Source organism: Microlunatus parietis, from assembly GCF_013407955.1.
Lineage (GTDB): Bacteria > Actinomycetota > Actinomycetes > Propionibacteriales > Propionibacteriaceae > Microlunatus > Microlunatus parietis.
The window spans coordinates 3,555,774-3,576,123 of the sequence record NZ_JACCBU010000001.1; the positions used below are offsets into that span (position 1 = coordinate 3,555,774).

General features: G+C 69.5%; 15 protein-coding genes. 5 read left to right on the forward strand and 10 right to left on the reverse strand.

The window, feature by feature from the left end:
- Positions 1-31: 31 nt before the first annotated feature.
- From BKA15_RS17085 to BKA15_RS17095, 3 genes are all read right to left on the reverse strand, one after another.
- The gene (locus BKA15_RS17085; protein WP_179752724.1) at positions 32-595 is read right to left on the reverse strand and encodes a hypothetical protein; all 564 of its coding nucleotides are present in this window, start codon (positions 593-595) and stop codon (positions 32-34) included.
- Entirely contained in the window at positions 592-3,252 is a 2,661-nt protein-coding gene (locus tag BKA15_RS17090; protein WP_179752726.1) for a DUF2309 domain-containing protein, read from the reverse strand. The genes BKA15_RS17085 and BKA15_RS17090 overlap by 4 nt, the downstream gene beginning before the upstream one ends.
- Before the next feature lie 157 nt (positions 3,253-3,409).
- Entirely contained in the window at positions 3,410-4,996 is a 1,587-nt protein-coding gene (locus BKA15_RS17095) for a proton-conducting transporter transmembrane domain-containing protein (RefSeq protein WP_179752728.1), read from the reverse strand.
- A 492-nt stretch (positions 4,997-5,488) separates the two neighbouring features.
- Here BKA15_RS17095 and BKA15_RS17100 point away from each other — a divergent pair, with 492 nt between their 5' ends.
- Complete coding sequence (locus tag BKA15_RS17100) at positions 5,489-6,508, forward strand: TerC/Alx family metal homeostasis membrane protein (RefSeq protein ID WP_179752736.1); 1,020 nt, start codon at positions 5,489-5,491, stop codon at positions 6,506-6,508.
- 80 nt (positions 6,509-6,588) lie between these two features.
- Here the strand turns inward: BKA15_RS17100 and BKA15_RS17105 are convergent, their stop codons facing one another.
- Complete coding sequence (locus tag BKA15_RS17105; protein ID WP_179752738.1) at positions 6,589-7,470, reverse strand: universal stress protein; 882 nt, start codon at positions 7,468-7,470, stop codon at positions 6,589-6,591.
- A 159-nt stretch (positions 7,471-7,629) separates the two neighbouring features.
- On the opposite strand from BKA15_RS17105, the gene BKA15_RS17110 reads away from it, so the two are divergent.
- Genes BKA15_RS17110 through BKA15_RS17120 form a run of 3 tightly spaced genes read left to right on the forward strand, consistent with a single transcriptional unit; the run spans position 7,630 to position 9,517 of the window.
- Positions 7,630-7,923 carry a helix-turn-helix transcriptional regulator gene (locus BKA15_RS17110; RefSeq protein ID WP_179752740.1) on the forward strand — a complete coding sequence of 98 codons (294 nt, stop codon included), beginning with the start codon at positions 7,630-7,632 and terminating at the stop codon, positions 7,921-7,923.
- A complete protein-coding gene (locus BKA15_RS17115; RefSeq protein ID WP_179752741.1) occupies positions 7,920-8,087 on the forward strand; it encodes a hypothetical protein in 168 nt (55 codons plus the stop codon). Before BKA15_RS17110 ends, BKA15_RS17115 begins: the two co-directional genes overlap by 4 nt.
- A 5-nt stretch (positions 8,088-8,092) precedes the next feature.
- A complete protein-coding gene (locus BKA15_RS17120) occupies positions 8,093-9,517 on the forward strand; it encodes a UDP-N-acetylmuramoyl-tripeptide--D-alanyl-D-alanine ligase (RefSeq protein ID WP_218871403.1) in 1,425 nt (474 codons plus the stop codon).
- Positions 9,518-9,726: 209 nt separating this feature from the next.
- On the opposite strand, the gene BKA15_RS17125 is transcribed toward BKA15_RS17120, so the two are convergent.
- The 6 genes from BKA15_RS17125 to BKA15_RS17150 all read right to left on the reverse strand — a co-directional run bounded on the left by BKA15_RS17125 (position 9,727) and on the right by BKA15_RS17150 (position 15,562).
- Positions 9,727-10,356, reverse strand: a complete 630-nt coding sequence (locus BKA15_RS17125; protein WP_179752745.1) for a hypothetical protein — start codon at positions 10,354-10,356, stop codon at positions 9,727-9,729.
- 310 nt (positions 10,357-10,666) lie between these two features.
- Entirely contained in the window at positions 10,667-10,912 is a 246-nt protein-coding gene (locus BKA15_RS37310; protein ID WP_376766805.1) for a universal stress protein, read from the reverse strand.
- Between the two features lie 2 nt (positions 10,913-10,914).
- Positions 10,915-11,046 carry an adenine nucleotide alpha hydrolase family protein gene (locus BKA15_RS37315; protein WP_376766831.1) on the reverse strand — a complete coding sequence of 44 codons (132 nt, stop codon included), beginning with the start codon at positions 11,044-11,046 and terminating at the stop codon, positions 10,915-10,917.
- Between the two features lie 645 nt (positions 11,047-11,691).
- Positions 11,692-12,813 carry an L-threonylcarbamoyladenylate synthase gene (locus BKA15_RS17140; RefSeq protein ID WP_312879083.1) on the reverse strand — a complete coding sequence of 374 codons (1,122 nt, stop codon included), beginning with the start codon at positions 12,811-12,813 and terminating at the stop codon, positions 11,692-11,694.
- 180 nt (positions 12,814-12,993) lie between these two features.
- Positions 12,994-14,223: a bifunctional folylpolyglutamate synthase/dihydrofolate synthase gene (locus BKA15_RS17145; protein ID WP_179752751.1), complete on the reverse strand. Its 1,230-nt coding sequence runs from the start codon at positions 14,221-14,223 to the stop codon at positions 12,994-12,996.
- An 889-nt stretch (positions 14,224-15,112) separates the two neighbouring features.
- Positions 15,113-15,562, reverse strand: coding sequence for a pyridoxamine 5'-phosphate oxidase family protein (locus BKA15_RS17150; protein WP_179752754.1), 450 nt, complete (start codon positions 15,560-15,562; stop codon positions 15,113-15,115).
- Positions 15,563-16,756: 1,194 nt separating this feature from the next.
- Between BKA15_RS17150 and mobF the strand changes: the two genes are divergently transcribed.
- Positions 16,757-20,329, forward strand: a complete 3,573-nt coding sequence (gene mobF, locus BKA15_RS17155) for a MobF family relaxase (RefSeq protein WP_246322968.1) — start codon at positions 16,757-16,759, stop codon at positions 20,327-20,329.
- The last annotated feature ends 21 nt before the right edge of the window (positions 20,330-20,350 follow it).

Sequence of the window (20,350 nt, forward strand, 5' to 3'; positions counted from 1 at the left end):
GTGTAGGTGGTCTGGTGCGATACGCCGGCGTTCACCCTTCTGGGGTCTGTATCGGCCCGGCGATGCCGTGGTCTCGGTCATCGACGTACCAATGCTCGGCAACGAGGCGCGGATGCCGGGCACGTAGCGCCGACAGGCGCGCCTCCACGACGCCGCTGGCGTCGGCCGGGTCGAAGACGGGGACGAACGCACCCGCAGGGGCTGTTTCGGGCACCACGCCCGCCACGAAGCCATCGAGGATCCGGTGCCGGTACTCGTGTGCGTCCTGCGCCTCCCGCAGGAGGGGGCCGTCCATCCAGCACAGGGTCCAGATGCCAGCCAGTGAGAACGACATCCGGATCCCGACGGGCGCTTCGTCGGCGGGGGTCTGCGCGGAGGCGCCGTCGGCGCTACGTCCGCTGTCGGAGCCGCTCGGGCTGCACGGCAGCAGCGCGGGCAACCCTGCGTCGAGTTCGGGGCGGATCCACAGCCCGACGAGCGGGCTCGGCTGGGGTGGATCTCCGAACTGCCGTCGATGGTGGACCAGATAGCCGCCCACGTCCTTGACCGCGGACCTGACGTCGTCCAGGCTTCGAACCAGCAGGAGCATGCTCATCTCGGGCGCCTCTCTTCTGCCGTAGCGTTGCTTGTGATGAACGCAGCGGGTGACGGCAGCCGGCTGCCGTCCTGGTCAGCTGTGGCGGGCCGCCAGGGCTGCCATCCGGTGGGGGTGTAGCGAGACCAGGGTTGATCGGGGTGTTCCCGGGCGGTGAGGCCGACCCAGTCGTGGTCGAACATGTGCTGCAGTACCGTGTTGCGCGCGATGAGGGTGTCCAGCCTGGGCAAGGGTGCCTGCACGATGGCGAGCAGGCGTTGCGGTTCGTGCCGGGTGTGGTGGCCGTCGGTGAGGGACTGCCAGGGCAGGCCGGGCAGAAGGTCGCTGGTGGGGCCGGACATGACGCCGAGCCCCCCACCGGTGACGTTGTGCAGGGTCTTGCTGCCGGCGCCGAAGGCGTGCGGGTCGACGGTGGCGAAGTAGTACTGGCTGTTGATCCAGTGCGCGACGACCAGCGGCGCGGTGAGAATGGTTTCCAGGACGGTGCCAGCCGGGTCCAGACCTGGGTGGTAGTCGTGGAGGAACACGCGGCTGTGCAGGTTGACGCCGCGGGTGAGGGCGCGGGGCGCGACGAGGAAGGCGGCGTTGTCGGCGAGACCCCATTCGGGGAAGACCTGGGCCCAGTCGTGGGCACGGGCACGGGTATGCCGCGCCGCGCGCCGTGGGCGGGGCCGGGTGGGTGCGCCCGGCAGGGTAGCGCAGCGTTCGGCGGCCAGCCTGGTGCCGGCCGTGCGGAGGTCAGCGGTGAGCATGTCCGCGTCCCGGCGGTGGGTGTCGGGCAGGAGGTGGGGGTCCAGCAGGCGCACGGTGTCGGTGGTGGTGTTGTGTTCGGCCGGGACGAACCAGGTGTCGTCGGGAACGGTGATGCCGCGGCTGGCCAGGTGCTGGCGGACCTGGGGATCGTTGAGCAGGGCGGCGGCGGTGCGGGCGTTGGGGCCGCCGGGATGCCCTCCACAGGCGCCGCAGTCCAGCGCGGCCTGGTAGGGGTTGTTATCGGTGTGGGCGCGGTGCCCGCAGAACACCACCAGCCGCGCGAACCCGCTGGTCAGGCCCATCAGCGTGAGAATGGTCTCGGCGGTCGCGGCGCGCTCGCCGGGGGTGAAGGCGTCGGTGATGGAGATTTCGGTGGGCGGGTCGGGGGCGATGCGGCGGGCCCACCACGCGCGTGTGGCGCCGGCGGCGCGGGGCGCGAACGTCTTGGCCGCGGCCAGTGGGCCGGCCAGCCAGCCGGCGGATTCGGCGAGGACGAACGGGGCCAGCAGGTCGTCCTTGGCGGCGTGCAGAGCGTGATCAGCGGCCGCGCCGGCCCGGCGGCCGGCGAGTGACCGCTCGGCCGCGCGCTGCCGGCCAGCGACGGGCTTTTCGGTGACGGCGTACTGGGGTGTGATCGGGCCCGGGCATTGGGCGCGGGCGGCACCTCCGGCGAGGTCGCGGTAGCGCATGGCGACGGCGAAGAAGCCGGCGAAGCCCAGGGTCTGGTAGTTGCCGAGCGCTTCCAGGTGTCGGCGTAGTCCTTCGGAACGGGGATCGATGCAGCACACCACCTGCGCCCGGGGTGGGGCGTCTGTCTGCTCGGGCTGGTGTCGGTCGAGGGTGCGCAGCAGCTGCCCCCGGTAGTGGTCCTCGTAGGCGTCCAGCCAGACGAGTGCCCGCTGCTCCAGCGGAAGGTGGTCGAGAAGTGCCGCGAGCGCGGTCCGCTGGGCGGCGTCGGTGTCGGTGACTTCGAGCGCGCCCAGGAGGTGGTCGGCGCGGGCGGCCGGAGCTACGGTGGCTTGCCGGGTGTCGATCCGGCTGGCGGAGGCCGAGGCCCATGCCGTGCCGTGGGGGTGTGCGCTGGCGAGCGCGGCGGCTTCGGTGGCCAGCCGCAGCGCGAGGTAGTCGACCAGGTCGATGCCGCTGTCGGGCCGCTGGCCCTGCCACCGGATGTGGGCGGCGAAGCCGGGAAGGCAGGCCAGGTGAGCCTGCAGATAGCGGGTGCGCTGGTTGTCCGGGACACCGAGCGCAGTCAGCGCCTGCACAATGGCGTGCTCCGCCCGTTCGGGCAGGTGCCGCAGCCGCGCCCGCACTGGGCGCGGCAAGGTCGCGTCGTGGGTGGCCAGCGTCCGCCACGCGGGGTAGAAGCCGCGGTCGCGGCCGGGCATTCGCCAGGTGGACTGGCCGTCGTCCAGGTAGGCCCCGCACCACTGGATCGTGTGGGTGTTCAGCAGGGCGGCCAGGTCCGGGTCCAGTGCTTCGGCCGCGGTGCCTGCTTGACGGCGCGGCGGTGGACTCGTGACGCCCTGGTGCAGATCCGCCACCAGCAGGTCGACCGGGTCGTAGGCGCGGCTGCCGAGGGTGAGCGGGCCCCGCCGCAGCGCCGCGGGGTGGCGGCGTGCCAGCACGGCACGCAGGTCGTCGTCGGTGATCCGCCCGCACCGCCAGGCAGCGCGCAGCCAGGGCTCGTCCGGGGTGACTCGTGCTCCGAGCAGATCCGCGGCGACGGTGGCCGCTTCGGTGAACGGCCGGTCCATCAGGCCGGCCATCGGGTTGACCGCGATGAAATCGGCCAGCGGCCAGGTCGGCGCCAGAAACCCGGCCGCGTCGGCGATCTCGGTGCGCACTGCCGCGAGCTGTGTAGCGACATCAGCGGTGACGTCGGTGGCTGGGCTGGTGGTCATGAGTACGAACCCTCCTGCGTGAGCACGTTGATAGCGGTGGCGAATCGCGCGATCGTCTTGCCGCCCCGGGGAACCGCGTGTGCGGGACGGCCGATGACGCTGGGGTTACAGCGGCGGACCGCCTTCCCGGGGTGCCGTCGAGAGCGCAGGGCCGGAATCACGCCCGAGCTCCTTCCAGCTGGGGACCGGCCTCGGGCGCGGGGCCGGCGCCAGGCCGCGGCGGGTGCCCCCAGGTGGCGGCGTGCGTGCGCTGCTGCCCGGCCGACAGCGCCAGTACGTACAACCGGTCGCGCCAGCGGCGGAGACCGTTCGCCGGTGCCAGATGGAGCAGCAGCGCGCCGGCCGCCAGCACCACCACCACGGTCGCCAGCAACCAGGCCGAGACAGCGGCCGGCCCGGCGGCTGGCAGGCTCGGTGCCAGAAACTCCGCGACCGCACCCACAACAGCCAGATAGCCGATCGCGGCGCCCGGCAGCACGATCACCACCGTGACCAGCGCGCCGGCGGTCGGGTAGCGACGCAGCCAGCCCCACGCCAGCCGGGCGGCGGTGGCCACGGCGAAGACCAGCAGCGCCGCGCCGCCGGCGTGGGGGGGCAGCCACCAGGCCGCCACCGCCACCGCCGCGACCCCGGCGACCCCGGCGAATACAGCTACCTGCGCCGCGCGCGCGGGAGCCAACCGAGGCGCGGGAGGAGCCACGGTGTGGCGGGTATACCGCTGCACGGCCGACCCCGAACCGAGGAACAAGGTGGCTTTGAACAGCCCGTGCGCCACCAGGTGCACCACCATCGCGGCGTAGAGGCCGAGCCCGCAGGTTACCAACATGAACCCCATCTGCCCGATCGTGGAATGCACCAGCGCACCCTTGACGTCCGGGCGGGCCAGCATGATCGTCGTGGCTGCCACGACGCTGACGGCGCCGATGGCGAACACCAGGTGTGTCGCCACTGGTGCGGCACCGACGATCGGCGCCAGCTTCACCAGCAGCACCCCACCCGCGTTGACCACGCCGGCGTGCAGCAGCGCCGAGACCGGAGTCGGTGCCGCCAGGGACGCCGGCAGCCAACGATGCCAGGGCAGCTGCGCACACCGCGCGGACGCGGCAACCACCAGTAAACACGCCACCACCGTGCCCAACGGGCCGCCGACCGCGGTGTTGCTGCTCTGGTGGCGCAGGTCGAGATCGCCCCAGGCCGCGACCGCGAGGACAACCCCCACCCACAACGCGACATCCCCGATGACGACGGCACGTGCGGTGCGGCGGGTGGCGTCAACAGCCGAAGGAGCCGGCCGATATATACCCACCAGTCGACACAAGATCACCCCGGTCAGCGACCACGCCACTGCAAGGGTGACGATGGTCGCCGCGGTCACCATCGCCGTGGTGGCGGCGGTCAGCGCCCCGGCCGCGATGGCGAACCTGGCCGCCGCTGGGTCACCACGCAGGTAGCGAAGGGCGAATGCCTGGACCACGGCGCTGACCGCGCACACCAGCAACAGCACGATCGCCCCGACGTGGTCGACCACCAACCCGGTCCATACCCGCCCGTCCGGGGTGGCCAGCACCACTTCCACCGGCCCGCCGACAGCCACCGTCACGGCCAGCGCCACCCCCAGCGCGGCGGCTAGCACTGCCGCGCCGACGCTCAGCACGGGCGCCATGCCCCGCAGGCGACGGACCGATCCGGCCGCGGCCGCGCCTGCGGGGAGCGCCGCCACCGCCGCCAGCATCAGTCCCGACATCACTTGCCACCGCAGTCAGCCCACGCTTGTACGGCCGTCACGTCGATCAACTCCGCCTCCTTCTCCGTGGGCACGACACCGATGGCATGCTCGCCATTACGCGACACATATCGTACGACATAGAATACGCATGTTGGGAAGCGTGATATGCGTTACGGGAGATGCGGTATGGTGCTGAGCATGCGCGAGTGGGCGTTTCCGGCCAACCACGCCCACGTCCTGTTGTGTGTGGATGTCGCCGAGCAGGTGGGTATCACCGAACGAGCGGCGCAGCGGCCCCTCCGTAGTCGTCATCCCCGGAGACGACGGTCAAACCAGCGCCGACCCCATGTACTGCCCCGACTGCAATCCGTGACCGATCCCCGCAGCGCCACATGCTGACGCAACCATCCAGTGGCGCGCCACCGGCGGCCACCCGACCCCGGGACGAGCCTCGTGCGCTCGTCACCATGCTCGCCAACATCGACCACACTCATGCCCGGAAGGACTGACGTGCTCGACATCGGGATCACCACATGGGTCGTCACGGTTGCCGTGATCGTGATTCTGCTCGCCGCCGACCTGACCATCGCCGCGCTCAAGCCACACCACGTCGGATTCCGGGAAGCAACCGCATGGTCGATCTTCTACATCGTGGTTGCCGTGCTTTTCGGCGTGTGGTTCACGGCGCGCCACGGCGGCGAGTTCGGCACCGAGTACTTCGTCGGCTACCTGGTGGAGAAGAGCCTGTCGGTCGACAACCTCTTCGTCTTCGTCATCATCATCAGCACCTTCGCGGTGCCGGCCAAACACCAGCACAAGGTTTTGACCTTCGGCATCGTGCTCGCCCTGGCCATGCGGGCGGTGTTCATTGCGCTCGGAGCCGCGCTGCTGGCGCTGTTCACCTTCATGTTCCTCCTGTTCGGCCTGCTGTTGATCTTCACGGCGATCCAGTTGTTCCGGCACCGCAACGAGGACCCCACGATCGAGGACAACGCGGTGGTACGTCTCGCCCGGAGGGTCCTGCCGGTCACCGACGGGTTCGTCGGCGGCAAGATCTTCACCCGGATCGACGGTCGCCGCGTGGTCACGCCCATGCTCATCGTGCTGATCGCGATCGGCACCGTCGACCTGCTGTTCGCCGTTGACTCGATCCCCGCGATATTCGGCATCACCCAGGAGCCGTACATCGTGTTCACCGCGAACGCCTTCGCCCTACTCGGGCTGCGTGCGCTGTTCTTCCTGGTGAAGGGCTTGCTCGACCGGTTGGTGTACCTCTCAACGGGCCTCGCGCTGATCCTGCTGTTCATCGGCGTGAAACTGCTGCTGCACTGGGCTCATGTTGACCTCGACGAACGGGTCCCGGAGATCCCGACGCTGGCGAGCCTGGCCGTGATCGTCGTCATCCTGGTCGTGGTCACCGTCGCGAGCCTGGCCAAGACCCGCCGCGACCCGACCGCCAAGGCCCACGCGGGGTCACTTCGCGCGCACGCCACCGAAACCGAGCGCGACGAGGCCACAGATCAGCCGTGAAGCCCGCGCTGAGCGCCGGAGAACGTCGACCTCGAGCCACCTGCGCCGCCCTCGCCGGTACACCGGGCGGCAACACGGCGTCACGAGGACGCGCTAGCTCGGACGACCGCTACTGGACGGGTGGCGTGGTGGAGCACCCCTTGGCTGACCGACCCCAGCAGCAGGTTGTGGAGTGAGCCGTGCCCTCGGGAACCCACCACGACGAGCGCCGCCAGCCGAGCCGCTTTGATCACAGCGTCGGCGGGGCGGCCGGCCACTGCGCGGGCGACGACGGGCACGGCCAGTCCGGTCGCGGCCAGTGCCCGCCCGACAGTCTCCTGCGCCAACGTCTGGGCGTCCCGGTATTCCCGCTCGGCAGCGTCCCAGTCCAGGTACGGGTCTTGGATCGCGCCCGACAACGTGACGTGGTACGTGTGGAGGACCACCACCCTGGCCGATCGGTGGGCGGCTTCGACAAGCGCGAACCGCAACGCGGCGTCGCCGTGAACCGACCCGTCGACTCCGACCACGATCGAGCCATGGTCCAGCAGTGTCGGACACGCCGGCGGCACCACCACCACGGGGCAGGAGGCGCGAGCGGCCAGCCGGCTGCTCACCGAGCCGAAGGCCAGCGCGCCCAGCGCGCCGCGCCCACGCGTGCCGACGACAACGAGTTCGGCATCGCGGGACGCGTGCATCAGGGCGTCGAGAGCGGGCCGCGTCGCCACGGACGTCTCGACCTCAACCCAAGGTGCCTGAGATACAACCCGATCACAAGCCTCGGCCAGCGCGTCCTCAGCACGTTTCTGAAGGAAAGCTGGCGGTTGGACGTCCGAGCCACCGAAAGGGCGGACAGCGTGCGGCATCCGCAAGGCGTACACCAGGCGCAGACTCCAGCCACGCAAGCAAGCTTCCGTGGCCGCCCACCTGAGGGCGGTCACCGCAGGCGAACCGTCGAGGCCGACGACGATGGTGGCGGTCATGACGGTCCGTCCTTCGTGAGGTCGTCATCCACACCTGCACCCGATGACCTCCCCGGCCACCGGCGACGTGTGTGAGGCGTACCCCAGCCATCGTACGACATAGAATACGTATGTTGGGAAGCGTGATATGCGTTACGGAGGTGCGGTAAGGTATTGAGCATGCGGGAGTGGACGTTCTTGACCAACCACGCCCACGTGCTGTTGTGCGTGGTTCGGGATCCGCACGCACGCCTTCGCGATGTCGCCGAGCAGGTGGGTATCACCGAACGAGCCGCCCAGCGTATCGTGGCCGACCTCGTCGAGGCCGGCTACCTGGAACGAGACCGCGAAGGGCGCCGTAACCGGTACCAGCTGCACGCAGAGTTGCCGCTGCGGCACCCGATGGAGCACGACACCGCCATCGGGGAACTGATGGCCGTGGTCGCCGGCGTCGGGCGGGACACCGTCGCGTGACCGCCGCCCACCCTTACGTGGACGCACGTGTGGCCACCCGACACGCCAAACAGCAGGCACTCGGCCCAGCGATCGCCCGCATCCCAGGGCTGCGCCTGGACCTCGCCGACGACTTCGACGCCGATCAACTCGGCGCCTTCGCGCGAAAGAACCTCACGGCTTGATACCTTTGACCGCTGCCGCCATCGCTGAGGCCACCGGCGGCCACCTCGTCGCCGGCACCGACCCCCTCTTGCGTGTCACGGCGCCTGCGAGCATCGACTCGCGCCGGGTCGATCCCGGAGGCGTCTTCGCCGCGCTCCTCGGCCGACACACCGATGGGCACCACCATGCTCCGGCCGCCATCGCCGCGGGAGCCGCGCTCGTGCTTTCCTCGCGATCGCTGGCCGCCCCGGCCGTCCAGGTCGCCGATGTCACCATCGCGCTCGGCGCGCTGGCGCGCCACGTGGCAAGCCACCTGTCGGCGACCGTTATCGGGATCACCGGATCGAACGGCAAGACCACCACCAAGGATCTCGCAGCCCAGGTGCTGGCGCACCACGGCACCGTCACTGCCACCGACGGTTCCTACAACAACGAACTCGGCTTTCCCCTGACGGTCCTGCGCGCCACCACCGACACGCGCTACCTCGTCCTGGAGATGGGCGCTCGAGGCCGCAGGCATCTGAGCTACCTGTGTGACCTGGTCACGCCCACTGTCGGAGTGGTGCTCAATGTCGGCACCGCTCACCTCGGCCAGTACCCCGACGGGCAAGCCGGGATCGCCGCGGCCAAGAGCGAACTGGTCACCGGACTCCCCGCGGCTGACCACGGCGGCGTTGCCGTCCTCAACGCCGACGATCCGCTCGTCGCAGCCATGGCACCCCAGACCCGCGCCCGCGCCCTGTGGTGGAGCCACCATCCCCATCCAACGCACGTGCACGCCCGTGACGTGCGCCTCACCTCGGACGGCCGTGCGGGATTCACCCTGCACACGCCCGAAGGGGCCGCGCCCGTCACACTCTCGCTCACCGGCCAACACCACCTCAGCAACGCACTCGCCGCCGCAGCGACCGCCCACGGCCTCGGCCTGGACACCACGCTGATCGCCCAGGCTCTGACCAACGCCCGGCCCAGGTCCACCGGACGCATGCAAACCATCGTCCGTGACGACGACGTCACCCTTATCCACGATGCGTACAACGCGAACCCCGACTCAATGGCGGCCGCTCTCACGACGCTGACCGCCATGACCGCGCGTCGACGCATCGCAGTCCTGGGTGAGATGGCCGAACTCGGAGCTCACGCCGCTCACGCCCACCGCCACCTGGGCATGCTCGCCGCACACGCCGCTCTCGACCTCCTGGTCGCGGTCGGCGACGAGCATGCTGCTCTGATCGCTGACGCCGCCCGAACCACGGGCGGCAACCTCGACATCCTCGCCGTCCGTGACGCACGCGAAGCCCATGAAGTCCTGCACCGTGGACTCCGCCCAGGCGACCTCGTCTTGATCAAAGCCTCCCGGGCCGCCCACCTCGAAGACCTCGTTACCGCGCTCAGCGACTCGCGCCCGGCAGCCGCTGAACGGGGTGGGGCGCGGCTGGACCCGGGGTGATACAGCGCCTCGCAGCTCAGGTGCGCAGCTGATGGAGCCTGGCACTGCCGCTCACCTGGCATCGATGGACTCGGTGTTCCGCTCCAGCTGCATCAACGTGGGCTGGCGGACATAGAGATGATTGCTGCCCGGGATCGGTGCGATGCGGTGATCTTGTCATGCTCACTCATCGTCGGCCACATTGTTCCCGTCGCTGATCGCCTTGGCGATCAGCGCAGCAAGCGTGGGTGCTCCGGGCTGGCAGGTGGCGTGGTTCGCAGCAGCCGCTGTATTGTCGCACCGGTCACGTAGGTGACCAGCGCCAGTGTCGGGATCCCGAACGTGGCCGGTTCGGTGCGGGGCACCAGGCTGTTGTCCAGCAGCGCCAACGCGATGGCTGCCAACGCGACCACGGCCAGTAGCGGCCTCAGCCATGGCCGGACTGCTACCGGTCCGCGTGCGGTGGCTGGCCATCGTGGACGGCGGCGGGACCGGTGAGAGCGGCGTATCTCGATCGGGCCGAACAACGCCACGAGGATGGCCAGGGTCGCGGTCAGCATCAGCAGCCATGGCACCCGCCAGACGAACCAGACGGCGCTGCCGGCCTCCGGTGTGGGGAGCATGTCGATGGCGTGCAGGGAGCCGACGGTCAGGACCGCCGCGCTCATGTGCCACAGGAACACGGTGAGGATCACCGTGTTGATCGCCACCACACCCATCCCCGGTCGCGGCCGGTCCAGCCACTGCCGCACGGGGCGACGGATGAGCAGCACCACGCAAATCTGGACGGTGGCCAGGGCGAGCAGGGCCAGGCTGGGTGGTGACATGTTGGGCAGCCGCTCACCGGGCACATTGATCATGCTGACGGGGTACGGGCCCGGCACGGTCAGCAGCACCAGCGCGGCTGCCGCGGCGAGCAGGATCGGCAGGATGGTCCTGGGCCGGGTTGGGGAGTCTGCCGTCCCTCCAGAAGAACCCGATGTGGTAGATGGCCAGCCAGACGAACAGGAAGCTGCCGTTGGCCAAAGCCTGCTCGCCGTACAAGCGGGCGAGGTCCCCGAGGCCCACCAGCCCGACGAGCGTCACCACGACGGCGCCGCCGTGGCGTCGGCGTCACGAGGAGCTGGGCATGGCGGCTGGCCTCGATCAGCGCCCTGCGGGGACCGCTGCCTACCAGAGTTTGATCGACGCGGACGTCGGGATATGTGGACTGCCTACCGGCGCAGGCTTCGGCGCATAGCCGCTGCTCGTCGGCTTCCAGCCCGGCGGGGTTGTAGACCAGTGGCAGCATGTGGCCGGGGCCGGTGGGAACTTCCAGGCGTGCAGCGCGATGAGCGGTGCGTAGCGGCGCGCCGCGGCGTCGAAGGCGTAGCCGACAGCGCTCTGGTTGGCCGGCGAGCCGTCCACGCCGAGCACGATCAGCCCGGCCCGGTGGAGGCTGCCGCGGGCGACCAGGACGGGAATGCGGCGTGCGCGGCGAGCTGGACGGCCATGGAGCCGATCAGCAGACCGGCGAACCCGCCAAGGCCCCGGTCACCGACCACGAGCAGGTCGCAGCGCGGGCGTAGCCGAGCAGCACCGCAACAGCGGCACCGGTGATGATCTCGTCAGTGACGGGGATGTCAGGCGCGGCGGCGCGGGCGTGGCCGACCGCATCGTCGACAATGCGTTCCGCTTCGTGGCGCAGCCCACCCTCGCTCGTCCCGAAGGGGACGGGCCAAGTGGGACTTGCAGCAAGGGCCAGATGAACGCATGTACGACGCGCAGTGGCCGCCCAAGACGGTGGCTTCGCGGGCAGCGAGGTCGACCGCGTTCAGGCTGCTGGCAGCCGCGTCCGTGCGGGCAGCGATCCAGCCCGACCAGGAACTCCTGCCCGCTCATCTGCACTTGGGCCATCGCCTCCAAGGATCTGTCCCGCCGTCACCGGCCGAGCTACCGCCGTCCCAGATGTCCCTGCCAACGGATCCGTCCAGCGTCGCGGGCCCGGTGGTGCTGCTGCGAACCGACACGCTCGCCATCACCAACCGCTATGGTGAACGCGTCCATCCCATCACGGGGAGCGCGGTCGATGCTCTGGGCAACAACTACGCCGCGCCAGCCAAACGCGTCGATGTACGGACACATGACGACCGACGGTGGTCACGTCACTGTCGGTGACACGGTGGCCGCCGGGCAGCAGATCGGAACGGTGGGGCTCAGCTGGACTCGCGACCGGGCCTCACTTGCACCTGGAGATCCGACCTGGAGGCTCGACCGCTCCCTGTCGACGCACGCCATGGTTCGGTCGACGTGCCGGCGGTAGCCGGGACCGATCCTGCCGACGACGACACGCGTCGAGGCCCGGCCGCACGGCGCAGCCGATCGGTGATCGCCAATCCGAGCCCTTCCGGGGCGGGCGCGGACGCCACGATCGCCTCACAGCCGTGCCGGTCGAACTCTCGGAGTAGCCCGTAGAGCTGCCGGGCGTAATCCGCATCTGATTCCGGGACCGTGATCATGACCTGCCCGGTGCGTGAACCGGAAAGGTTCGCGGCCTCGGGTGGGAGCAGGACACCGACTCGGCACCCTTGCGCTGCCAGCAGCTCGGCTTGAGCGGTCACCTGGTCCGGTTCGACCAGCAGAACCCGAGCCCGCGGCGCATAGTGCGACGGATGCTGGCCCGGGACTCGGACAGCACTTCGCGCACTGACCGGCACCGAGCAGCCCAGTGCTTGCTCGAGATCCTCTCGCGCCACGCCACCCGGGCGCAGGATCACCGGCTCGGCCGTGGCATCGACGATGGTGGACTCGACACCGACACCACACGGGCCACCATCGAGCACGAAGTCCACGGCAGCACCCAACCCCTCGCGGACATGACCAGCTGTCGTCGGGCTGACCGCTCCGAACCTGTTGGCTGACGGCGCCGCCACCCCGCCACCGTACGCCGCGAGCAACGCCAGCGCCACCGGGTGCTCCGGAACCCGCAACGCGACCGTTTCAAGGCCACCGGTGACCGCGAGCGGAACGCGGGACCTGCGCCGGAAGACCAACGTCAGCGGCCCAGGCCAGAAGCATTCTGCGAGATGCTGAGCCGGCCCGGAAACGCCCGCTGCCCAGTCGTCGATCTGTGCGCGGTCACCGATGTGCACGATCAGTGGGTGCGTCGGAGGCCGCCCCTTCACCTCGAAGACACGCTTGACCGCGCCGACGTTCTCGGCGTCCGCACCCAGCCCGTACACGGTCTCCGTGGGGAAGGCGACCAAGCCGCCCGCGCGCAGAACGCGAACGGCGCGCTCTAGGCGATGGGGCGCGATAACCCCCTGAGGCGGAACCACCGTTCACCTCTCACTCGGCAACTCGGTTAGATTAGATACTCGGCTACGCGCACTGCTGACGTCCGGCGTGTGAACCACCCGTGGCCCTTCCGCAGCCGGCGAGGTGTTCGTACTGTGAGCAGGCTACCGGACGGTCATGCACGGAACACGATCACGCCACCGTGAGGCGACGTGGCCGGTTCACGATGCCAGTGAGCGCGCAACGGGCAGCGCCTCGCCCGCGACATACAGCGATCCAGTGACCACCCCGACAGCACCGTCGAGGTGGTGGGCAGCATGGCGGACCGCTGCACCGACGTCGGCCTCGATTTCGACAGTCCGTACGCCTACCGCTCGCACGGCAGCGGCTAGGGCGCCGATCGGCACTGCCCGAGTTGTGCGAGGTGACGTGCAGATGACCCGAGTTGCGGGCCGCACTCCAAGGGCACTCAAGAACGTCTTGGGGTCGCGCTCCCCAGTCATGCCGACCACCACGGTGGAAGCAGACCGGGCGAACCGTTCGCGCAACCCGCAGGACAGGGCGGCGGCCGCCGCAGCGTTGTGTGCTCCGTCCACGACGAGAGGCCCCGGAGTGTGCACGAGCTCGAACCGACCCGGGGCGTGCGTCGCAGCGAACACGTCCCGGACCACCCGGTCGTCCACCGCCGCGCCGAGCCACGTCTCTGCCGCGGCCAGCGCCACACAGGCGCTGGCCGTCTGCCACGGCGCAAGCAAACTCAGGAAGACCTCGTCGTACGTCGCGGCTGGTGTGAACAAGGACACCGATCGCCCGGCCGCCACCGGCGAGTCAGCAACGACACCGAAGTCGTGCCCCGTGATCAGCAGCGAGGACGGGCCCACCGCCGCGAACGGCGGGTGCATCGCGGCATCCGGCTCTCCGAGCACCACGGCCGCTCCCACCGGGATGGCACCGGCTTCGGCCACCGCGTTGTCCCACCGGGTGGCGCCGAAGTACTCGACGTGATCGATCCCCACCGACGTGACCGCCACGACCCGAGCACCGAGCGCGGCGGTGGCGTCGCCGCTGCCGCCGAGGCCTGTCTCGACCACCGCGACATCGACACCCTGGTCGGCGAACCAGCGGACGGCGGCGGCGGTCATCAGCTCGAACCAGCTCGCCGGCTTCGATCCCTCCCGCTCATGCTCGACCGCCGGACCGAGTACGGATGCAAGTTCCGCATCGGTGATCGTGGTGTCCCCGATGACGATGCGCTCGTGCGGCAGGTGGAGATGAGGACTCGTGTACAGCCCTACCCGAAGACCACTGCCCTCCAGCAGCCGGGCGAGGACCCGAGCAGTCGTCGACTTGCCGTTCGTTCCGGCCACGAGCACCACCGGTAGCTGACGCTCGGGATGACCCAGCACGCCGAGGAGCCGCTCCATGGCGCCGAGGTCAGGCCGCGGCAACACCGACCCACCAGGCGGGATCCCCACTCCCGTTTCACGGTTGACGTGAGCATCCAGCCACCACCACACCGCTGCCCGCGACTGGCCCTGTTCCACGGTGCGAGATTCTATCGTCTCGACGCGAGCCGGACCGAGCCGACTCGATCATCGATCTGGCGACCTACCCTCAGGAGCCACCGTCGGCGTGCCGTCACCGCCGACTCGTCTAACCCCGTGCTACCGCCTGCTGAGGAGGATCCGCCGGAGGATGTCGGTGACGATGATCACGCCGATGGAATGACGCGTCGAGCGCGCCGCTTGACGCGGAAGCTCAACCAGGTGGCGGATCGTGTCGGCGTCCTGCCCGCCTCACACCCCATCTGGTGAGCAAGGATACGCAAGGGCAAGGGGAAGCGTCGGCAGGTGCATATCGGCCCGCCGGACCCGCGTTTGACGGGTAACGCGGGGATGACGGTGATCACGGAGTTGCCCGATCGGCTGGATGTGGTCCGGTTGCTGGATGCGGCGGGCCCGATCAAGCAACGCGATCGCGGGTATAGCGCGGGCAGATGTTGGTGGGGTGGCGGCGGCGCAGCTAGCCGGGGAGGACTTCCTGGTTAACCGGCAGCGCGCCGATGTCGCGGGCCAGCAGCTGGTGCCGGTGGCCCGATCTGGCCTCGACGACCGCGGCGGGCTCGCGCGCCGGTTCGCCCCGGCCCAGTGGCGAGGGGCGGAGACTGGGCTGCCCCGCGTTTTCCGGACAACGGAATTTGCGGTTGATCATGCTGCTTGCAGTCGGTTCAGGTATTCGGTGCGGACTTCGTGCGGTGTCCGATAGCCGAGTACTGAGCTGATTCTGCCGGGCCAGCAACCTGCCCGCACACCGATCCAAGATCGAAAACGAAGCTCGATATCAACTCTGCCGATTACTCGCGGAATCGGGTTCTGACGGGCCGGGTACGAGTTCAAAGCCGGTGACCAGCTTGGTGTCGATCCGGATAACGTGGTCCATGGTTGGTTCACTCACCCAGGGCCGCAGAAGTCGGTGGAATCGGCTGATCTCTTCTGTGTTGGTGACGAATCGTGCGGTGCCGATGACGATGACGCTCCAACCGACACGGGTGTCGGGGTCGATGACGTCGGCTTCGTAGGCAACGACCACGCCGCCAACGGCTGCGGAGATGATGGCCGCGCCGTGGTGGGTGCGGATGATCAGGCCGCTGTCGTCGACGATGTGGTTGACGGGGCGGATGGCGGGCAGTGCGTTGTGGGTAAATACGATGCGGCCCAGGGAGACGCTGCCGAGCCGGTACAGTGACTCGGCACGGGTGAGTTCCTTGAACAGGCTTGATTGATCGGGCACGGGACAGTGCTCCTTCGCAAGAGGGGGCCTCGTGGTCAGGCGGGGCGGGGCGGGCCGGTGGTGGCCCTCGACGCGTCGGTCCGGCCAGTTGCCGCGGCTGCGCCAGCGTGGGTGGAGACCGGGTACGTCAGCGGGGCGTCGTTCGTCCGCGCGATCATCTGGCCTTCGGTGGGCACCGGCGTGCGGTGCACGCTGGTCGTCAGCGATACTTCCGGCCGGGCTGGTGACACCTTTGGCGATCAGCGGTCCAGGCAGCAGCCTGTCGGCCCCTGGAGACCACCGCGTCCCGCCCGGTCTGGACAGTAACGAACGGGTACGCGTCGTGGGTCGAGCGCGTCCATCTCCATCCGCAGCAGCGACAACCGGTCAGGCCACTCCGGGTCAGCAGGTACGGCATGGGCCGCAGATGTCCCCGTTCGGCGGTCGGCGGCGGCACCGACGAGTTGCCGGGAACGGTGGCCGCGATGCGTCCGATCTTCCTCGCTTCGAAGAGATCACCTGGACCATTTCGGCACATGAGCCACCCTTCGGCTAGGGCCGAAGGTCCCGAGAGCGTGGGCCAAGTGACCTCCTGCGGTGCCGCTGTACACTCCGACCGGTCCGCGATCGAGCCCACCCAGCCGGGGTCGATTGCGCAATGTTGTCGTGTCCGTCGGAGGGTGGCGGACGGTGAGTGTCTGACATGCGGCTCACCGTTTCGGCCCCGGACAGCGGTGGACGGGTCTGTTCAGATTTACTTGGCGGATTGAGCGGTTGCTCACAGCGGATCGTCGTCGGTTATGCGTGGCTCGTCCAAGCGCTCAATGATGTCGCGCAGGAGGGCGCGGATCTGGCAACAGCAGCCCGTAACCCTGTCCGCCACCGCGGTCGGCAGTGGACTGGTCAGACCCGGCTGATGCTTCGTGTGAGGGTGCCCGCCCCTTTCGTGCCCTCTGGATCGGGCTTTCCATCAAAACGTCTTTCACGCGTGGCCAATAGGCCGACCGTACTCCGCCCCGCTGGCTCGGAGAGTCGGTTCATCCCAGAGACGCCCCCTGCGCGCGCTGTCGGCGCCAGCTTTGACGCCGCAGGCCGGATCAGAGTCCCAAGATTCCCCCACACTGTTGGCACCAAGGGTGCAGGCGGTGCGCGGAGCGCACCTGGCCGCTGAGGCGGCCCCTCCCGAGTCCGTCTCGGGAGGGGCCTGCCGTGGTCATGACAATCCGCGTGATGTCATCGGGCCGCGGGTACGAATACCTCTTGAAGTCCGTCGCCGCCGGTGACGGTGACCGAGACATGGGCACGCCGCTGACGCGCTACTACACCGAGTCGGGTTGCCCTCCCGGAACATGGCTCGGCACCGGCCTTGCCAGCCTCGACACCGGGCAGGGACCGGCGCTCGCCGCTGGGGACCCGGTGACCGAGGAACAGCTCACCCGGCTGCTGGGCGAGGGCGTGCATCCGGTGACGGGGGGCAAGCTCGGGTTGGCGTATCCGCGGCTGCAACCCCCGCGCGAACGCATTGCAGCCAGGGTTGCACAGCTGGATGCGTCGCTGACTGGCACGCAACGGGCAGAAGCCATCGAGCGCATCCGCGAGGAGGAGATTGCGAAGAAGCCGCGCACCGCGGTTGCGGGCTTCGATCTGACGTTCTCGCCACCGAAGTCGCTCAGCGCCGTGTGGGGCGTGGCCGACGCCGGAACGCAAGCGCTGATCGCGCAGGCGCATCACGCCGCGATGCGCGACACCCTTGCGCTGCTGGAGGCGCGGGTCGCGGCGACCAGGGTCGGGAACGGCGGGATCGCTCGGATGCCCGTCGCCGGGATCATCGCCACGGCATTCGATCACTACGACAGCCGCGCCGCTGACCCTCAGCTCCATACGCACGTCGTGGTGTCGAACAAGGTCCAGGGCGTCGACGGGCGGTGGCGGACCCTGGACTCGCGGACCCTGCACCGGGCCACGGTCGCCCTCTCGGCGTCGTACAACGCCCTCCTGACCGATCACACCGCGCGGCTGCTCGGCTTCTCGTGGGGTCCGGTCGATCGCGGTCGCGATCGCAACGTCGGCTGGGAGATCGACGGTGTGCCGAGTGCGCTCGTGACGGAGTTCTCCCGCCGCACCACCGGCAGCACGAACGAGGGTAGCGAGGGGATCGCAGAGGCGACGGCGCGGCTGATCGAGGAGTACGTCGCAGAGCACGGCCGTGCGCCGTCGAAGACGACGATCGCGAAGCTACGTCAGCAGGCGACGTTGGAGACGCGGCCGGAGAAGCAGTTGCATTCGCTGGCGGAGCTGACGGCCCAATGGCGCGAACGGGCAACCACGGTGCTGGGCGATGACCCGACGACATGGGCGCAGCAACTCGTGGCACACGGGTCCGACCAGTCCCGGTTGCGGGCCGACGACCTGGGCTTGGAGCAAATGCACGACATCGCAACGGTCGTGTTGATGGAGGTCGGCAACCGGCGGGCGACCTGGACCCGGTGGAACCTCCACGCCGAGGCCATGCGGCAGATCATGGGTACCCGGTTCGCCACCACGGGCGACCGGACGGCGGTGCTCGATCAGGTCGTCCAGTACGCGGAGGAGCAGTCTCTGCGGCTCACGCCGGAGTACGACCGCGCGGTGCCCGACGACTATCTGAGCCCGGATGGTTCCAACCGCTTCCAGCCTGTGGACCGGGTTGCCTGGACGAGCCAGGACATTCTCGATGCCGAGGAGCGTCTGCTGCATCAGGCGTCCGCTGAGAATGCGCCGGTGCTGTCGGGGCGGCTGGTGGCCCGGCACACCGCGCGCAAGATCAAGGGCGTTCGGCTGGCGGCGGACCAGGCGGCGGCGGTCACCGCGATTGCGCGTTCTGGCCTCACCCTCGATCTGTTGGTCGGCCCAGCCGGGACCGGGAAGACGACCGCGCTGCGGGCACTGCACCGCGCGTGGACCGCGGCACACGGCAAGGACTCGGTGATCGGACTCGCCCCGTCTGCGGCCGCCGCCGAAGTGCTCGGCGAGAGCCTGGGCGTGAAGGCAGAGAACACGGCGAAGTTCCTCTACGAGCACCACCGTGATCGCTGGAGCCTGGAACCGGGGCAGCTCGTGCTGGTCGATGAAGCGTCCCTCGCGGGAACTCTGGCGCTGGATCGCATCACCACGCATGCTGCCAAAGTCGGGGCCAAGGTCGTGCTCGTCGGCGACTGGGCGCAACTGTCCGCCGTGGAGACCGGCGGCGCGTTCGGGATGCTCGTGCGCCACCGGCGCAGCGTCCCGGAGCTGACCGACGTGCGCCGGTTCGCCGCCACATGGGAGAAGAGGGCCAGTCTCGCCCTGCGTCATGGCAACGGCGCGGTGCTCGACACCTACGAGGAGCATGGCCGTCTGCACGACGGTGGTCTGGACGTGATGCTCGATGCCGTCTACGCCGCCTGGCGGACCGATCGAGCCAAGGGGCTCTCGACGTTGATGATCGCCGGGAACGGCGAGGCGGTGGCCGAGCTGAACCAACGCGCCCGCGCCGACCTGATCGAGGCCGGCCAGGTCGAAACGGGCGGTGCGGCGCTCCACGACGGCACGATCGCTGGGGTTGGGGATCTCGTCGTCACCCGCCGCAACGAGCGACGCCTGAGCACCGGACGGTCGTGGGTGAAGAACGGCGACCGCTGGCAGGTCACCCACCGCTACCAGGACGGCTCCCTGGCTGTCCGTCGGCTCGGCAAGGGCGATATCCCGCGGGGGAAGGCGCTCGTACTGCCTGCCGGCTACGTGCGCGAAGACCTGGAGCTCGGCTACGCCTCGACAGTGCACCGGGCGCAGGGCTCGACCGTGGACACCGCGCACGCACTGATCGACCCCGAGACCGCGGCACGCGAACTGCTCTACGTCGCGCTCACCCGCGGACGCCTGCGCAATCACGCGTACGTGATCCAGCCCGACCCGCACGAGGTCGAACCGCACCTCGACTCGCCCGAGGACAAAACCAGGACCGAGCAACTGGCCAGAGTGCTCGCCCGCAGCGACGCCGACCTGTCGGCCACCGAGACGCTCCAGCTCGAGGTTGACCGACACTCCTCGCTGTCCACGCTGCTCGACGAGTACGACCTTCTCGCCCGCGAAGCACAGACGGAGCGGTGGGCAGCCCTGCTCGAGATCGCGCCATTCCCCGAGAACGTCGCCGACGACGTGTTCACCAGGCCCTACTACGAGCACCTCGAAGGCGCACTCGCCAGGCACGAGGCAGCCGGCCACGACGTCACCGCGATCCTCACCGCCCTCGCTCCCTCGATCACACCCGGTGAGGAGCAAGCCGACCTCGCCGCCCAGCTCGCCACCCGGATCGACAAGGCCACGATGAACCTCGCCCGAGGCCGGGACGCAGCGCCGCGAAGAGTCGCCGGACTGCTCCCCACGCCCGCCGGGCCGATCCCGGACGACATGCAGGCCGCGCTCAGCGAACGCCAGCAGCTCATCGAGGTCGCAGCGCGTCGTGCGCTCCGACACGCCCTTGACGCTGACGAGGACTGGACCAAGCGGATCGGTCTCGCTCCCACGCCTCAGCGCGCTCGGTCTGCGTGGCTTGCCCACGCCACGACCATCGCCCTCTATCGGTACCGCTACGACATCACTGAACCCGCGCCCCTGGGCAACGCCAAGGACATCACCAAAGCCCAGCAAGCCGCCGAGTACCGCGCCGCCGCCGCCGCGCTGCGTCGCGCTCGATCCGTCAGCAAACAGCCCGACACCACCGGCCCGCGCAGGGACGCGCACAGAGTCGAGCACCACCGTCGCCTGTGAGCCCCAATCCCCGCGGGCTAC

Excerpts from the sequence above, each read along its gene's own strand:
- BKA15_RS17090 (WP_179752726.1), bottom strand. The coding sequence starts at position 3,252 with ATGACCACCAGCCCAGCCACCGACGTCACCGCTGATGTCGCTACACAG.
- BKA15_RS17095 (WP_179752728.1), bottom strand. The coding sequence starts at position 4,996 with ATGTCGGGACTGATGCTGGCGGCGGTGGCGGCGCTCCCCGCAGGCGCG.
- mobF (WP_246322968.1), top strand. The coding sequence starts at position 16,757 with ATGACAATCCGCGTGATGTCATCGGGCCGCGGGTACGAATACCTCTTG.
- BKA15_RS17110 (WP_179752740.1), top strand. The coding sequence starts at position 7,630 with ATGCGGGAGTGGACGTTCTTGACCAACCACGCCCACGTGCTGTTGTGC.
- BKA15_RS17125 (WP_179752745.1), bottom strand. The coding sequence starts at position 10,356 with ATGATCAATGTGCCCGGTGAGCGGCTGCCCAACATGTCACCACCCAGC.
- BKA15_RS17085 (WP_179752724.1), bottom strand. The coding sequence starts at position 595 with ATGAGCATGCTCCTGCTGGTTCGAAGCCTGGACGACGTCAGGTCCGCG.
- BKA15_RS17105 (WP_179752738.1), bottom strand. The coding sequence starts at position 7,470 with ATGACCGCCACCATCGTCGTCGGCCTCGACGGTTCGCCTGCGGTGACC.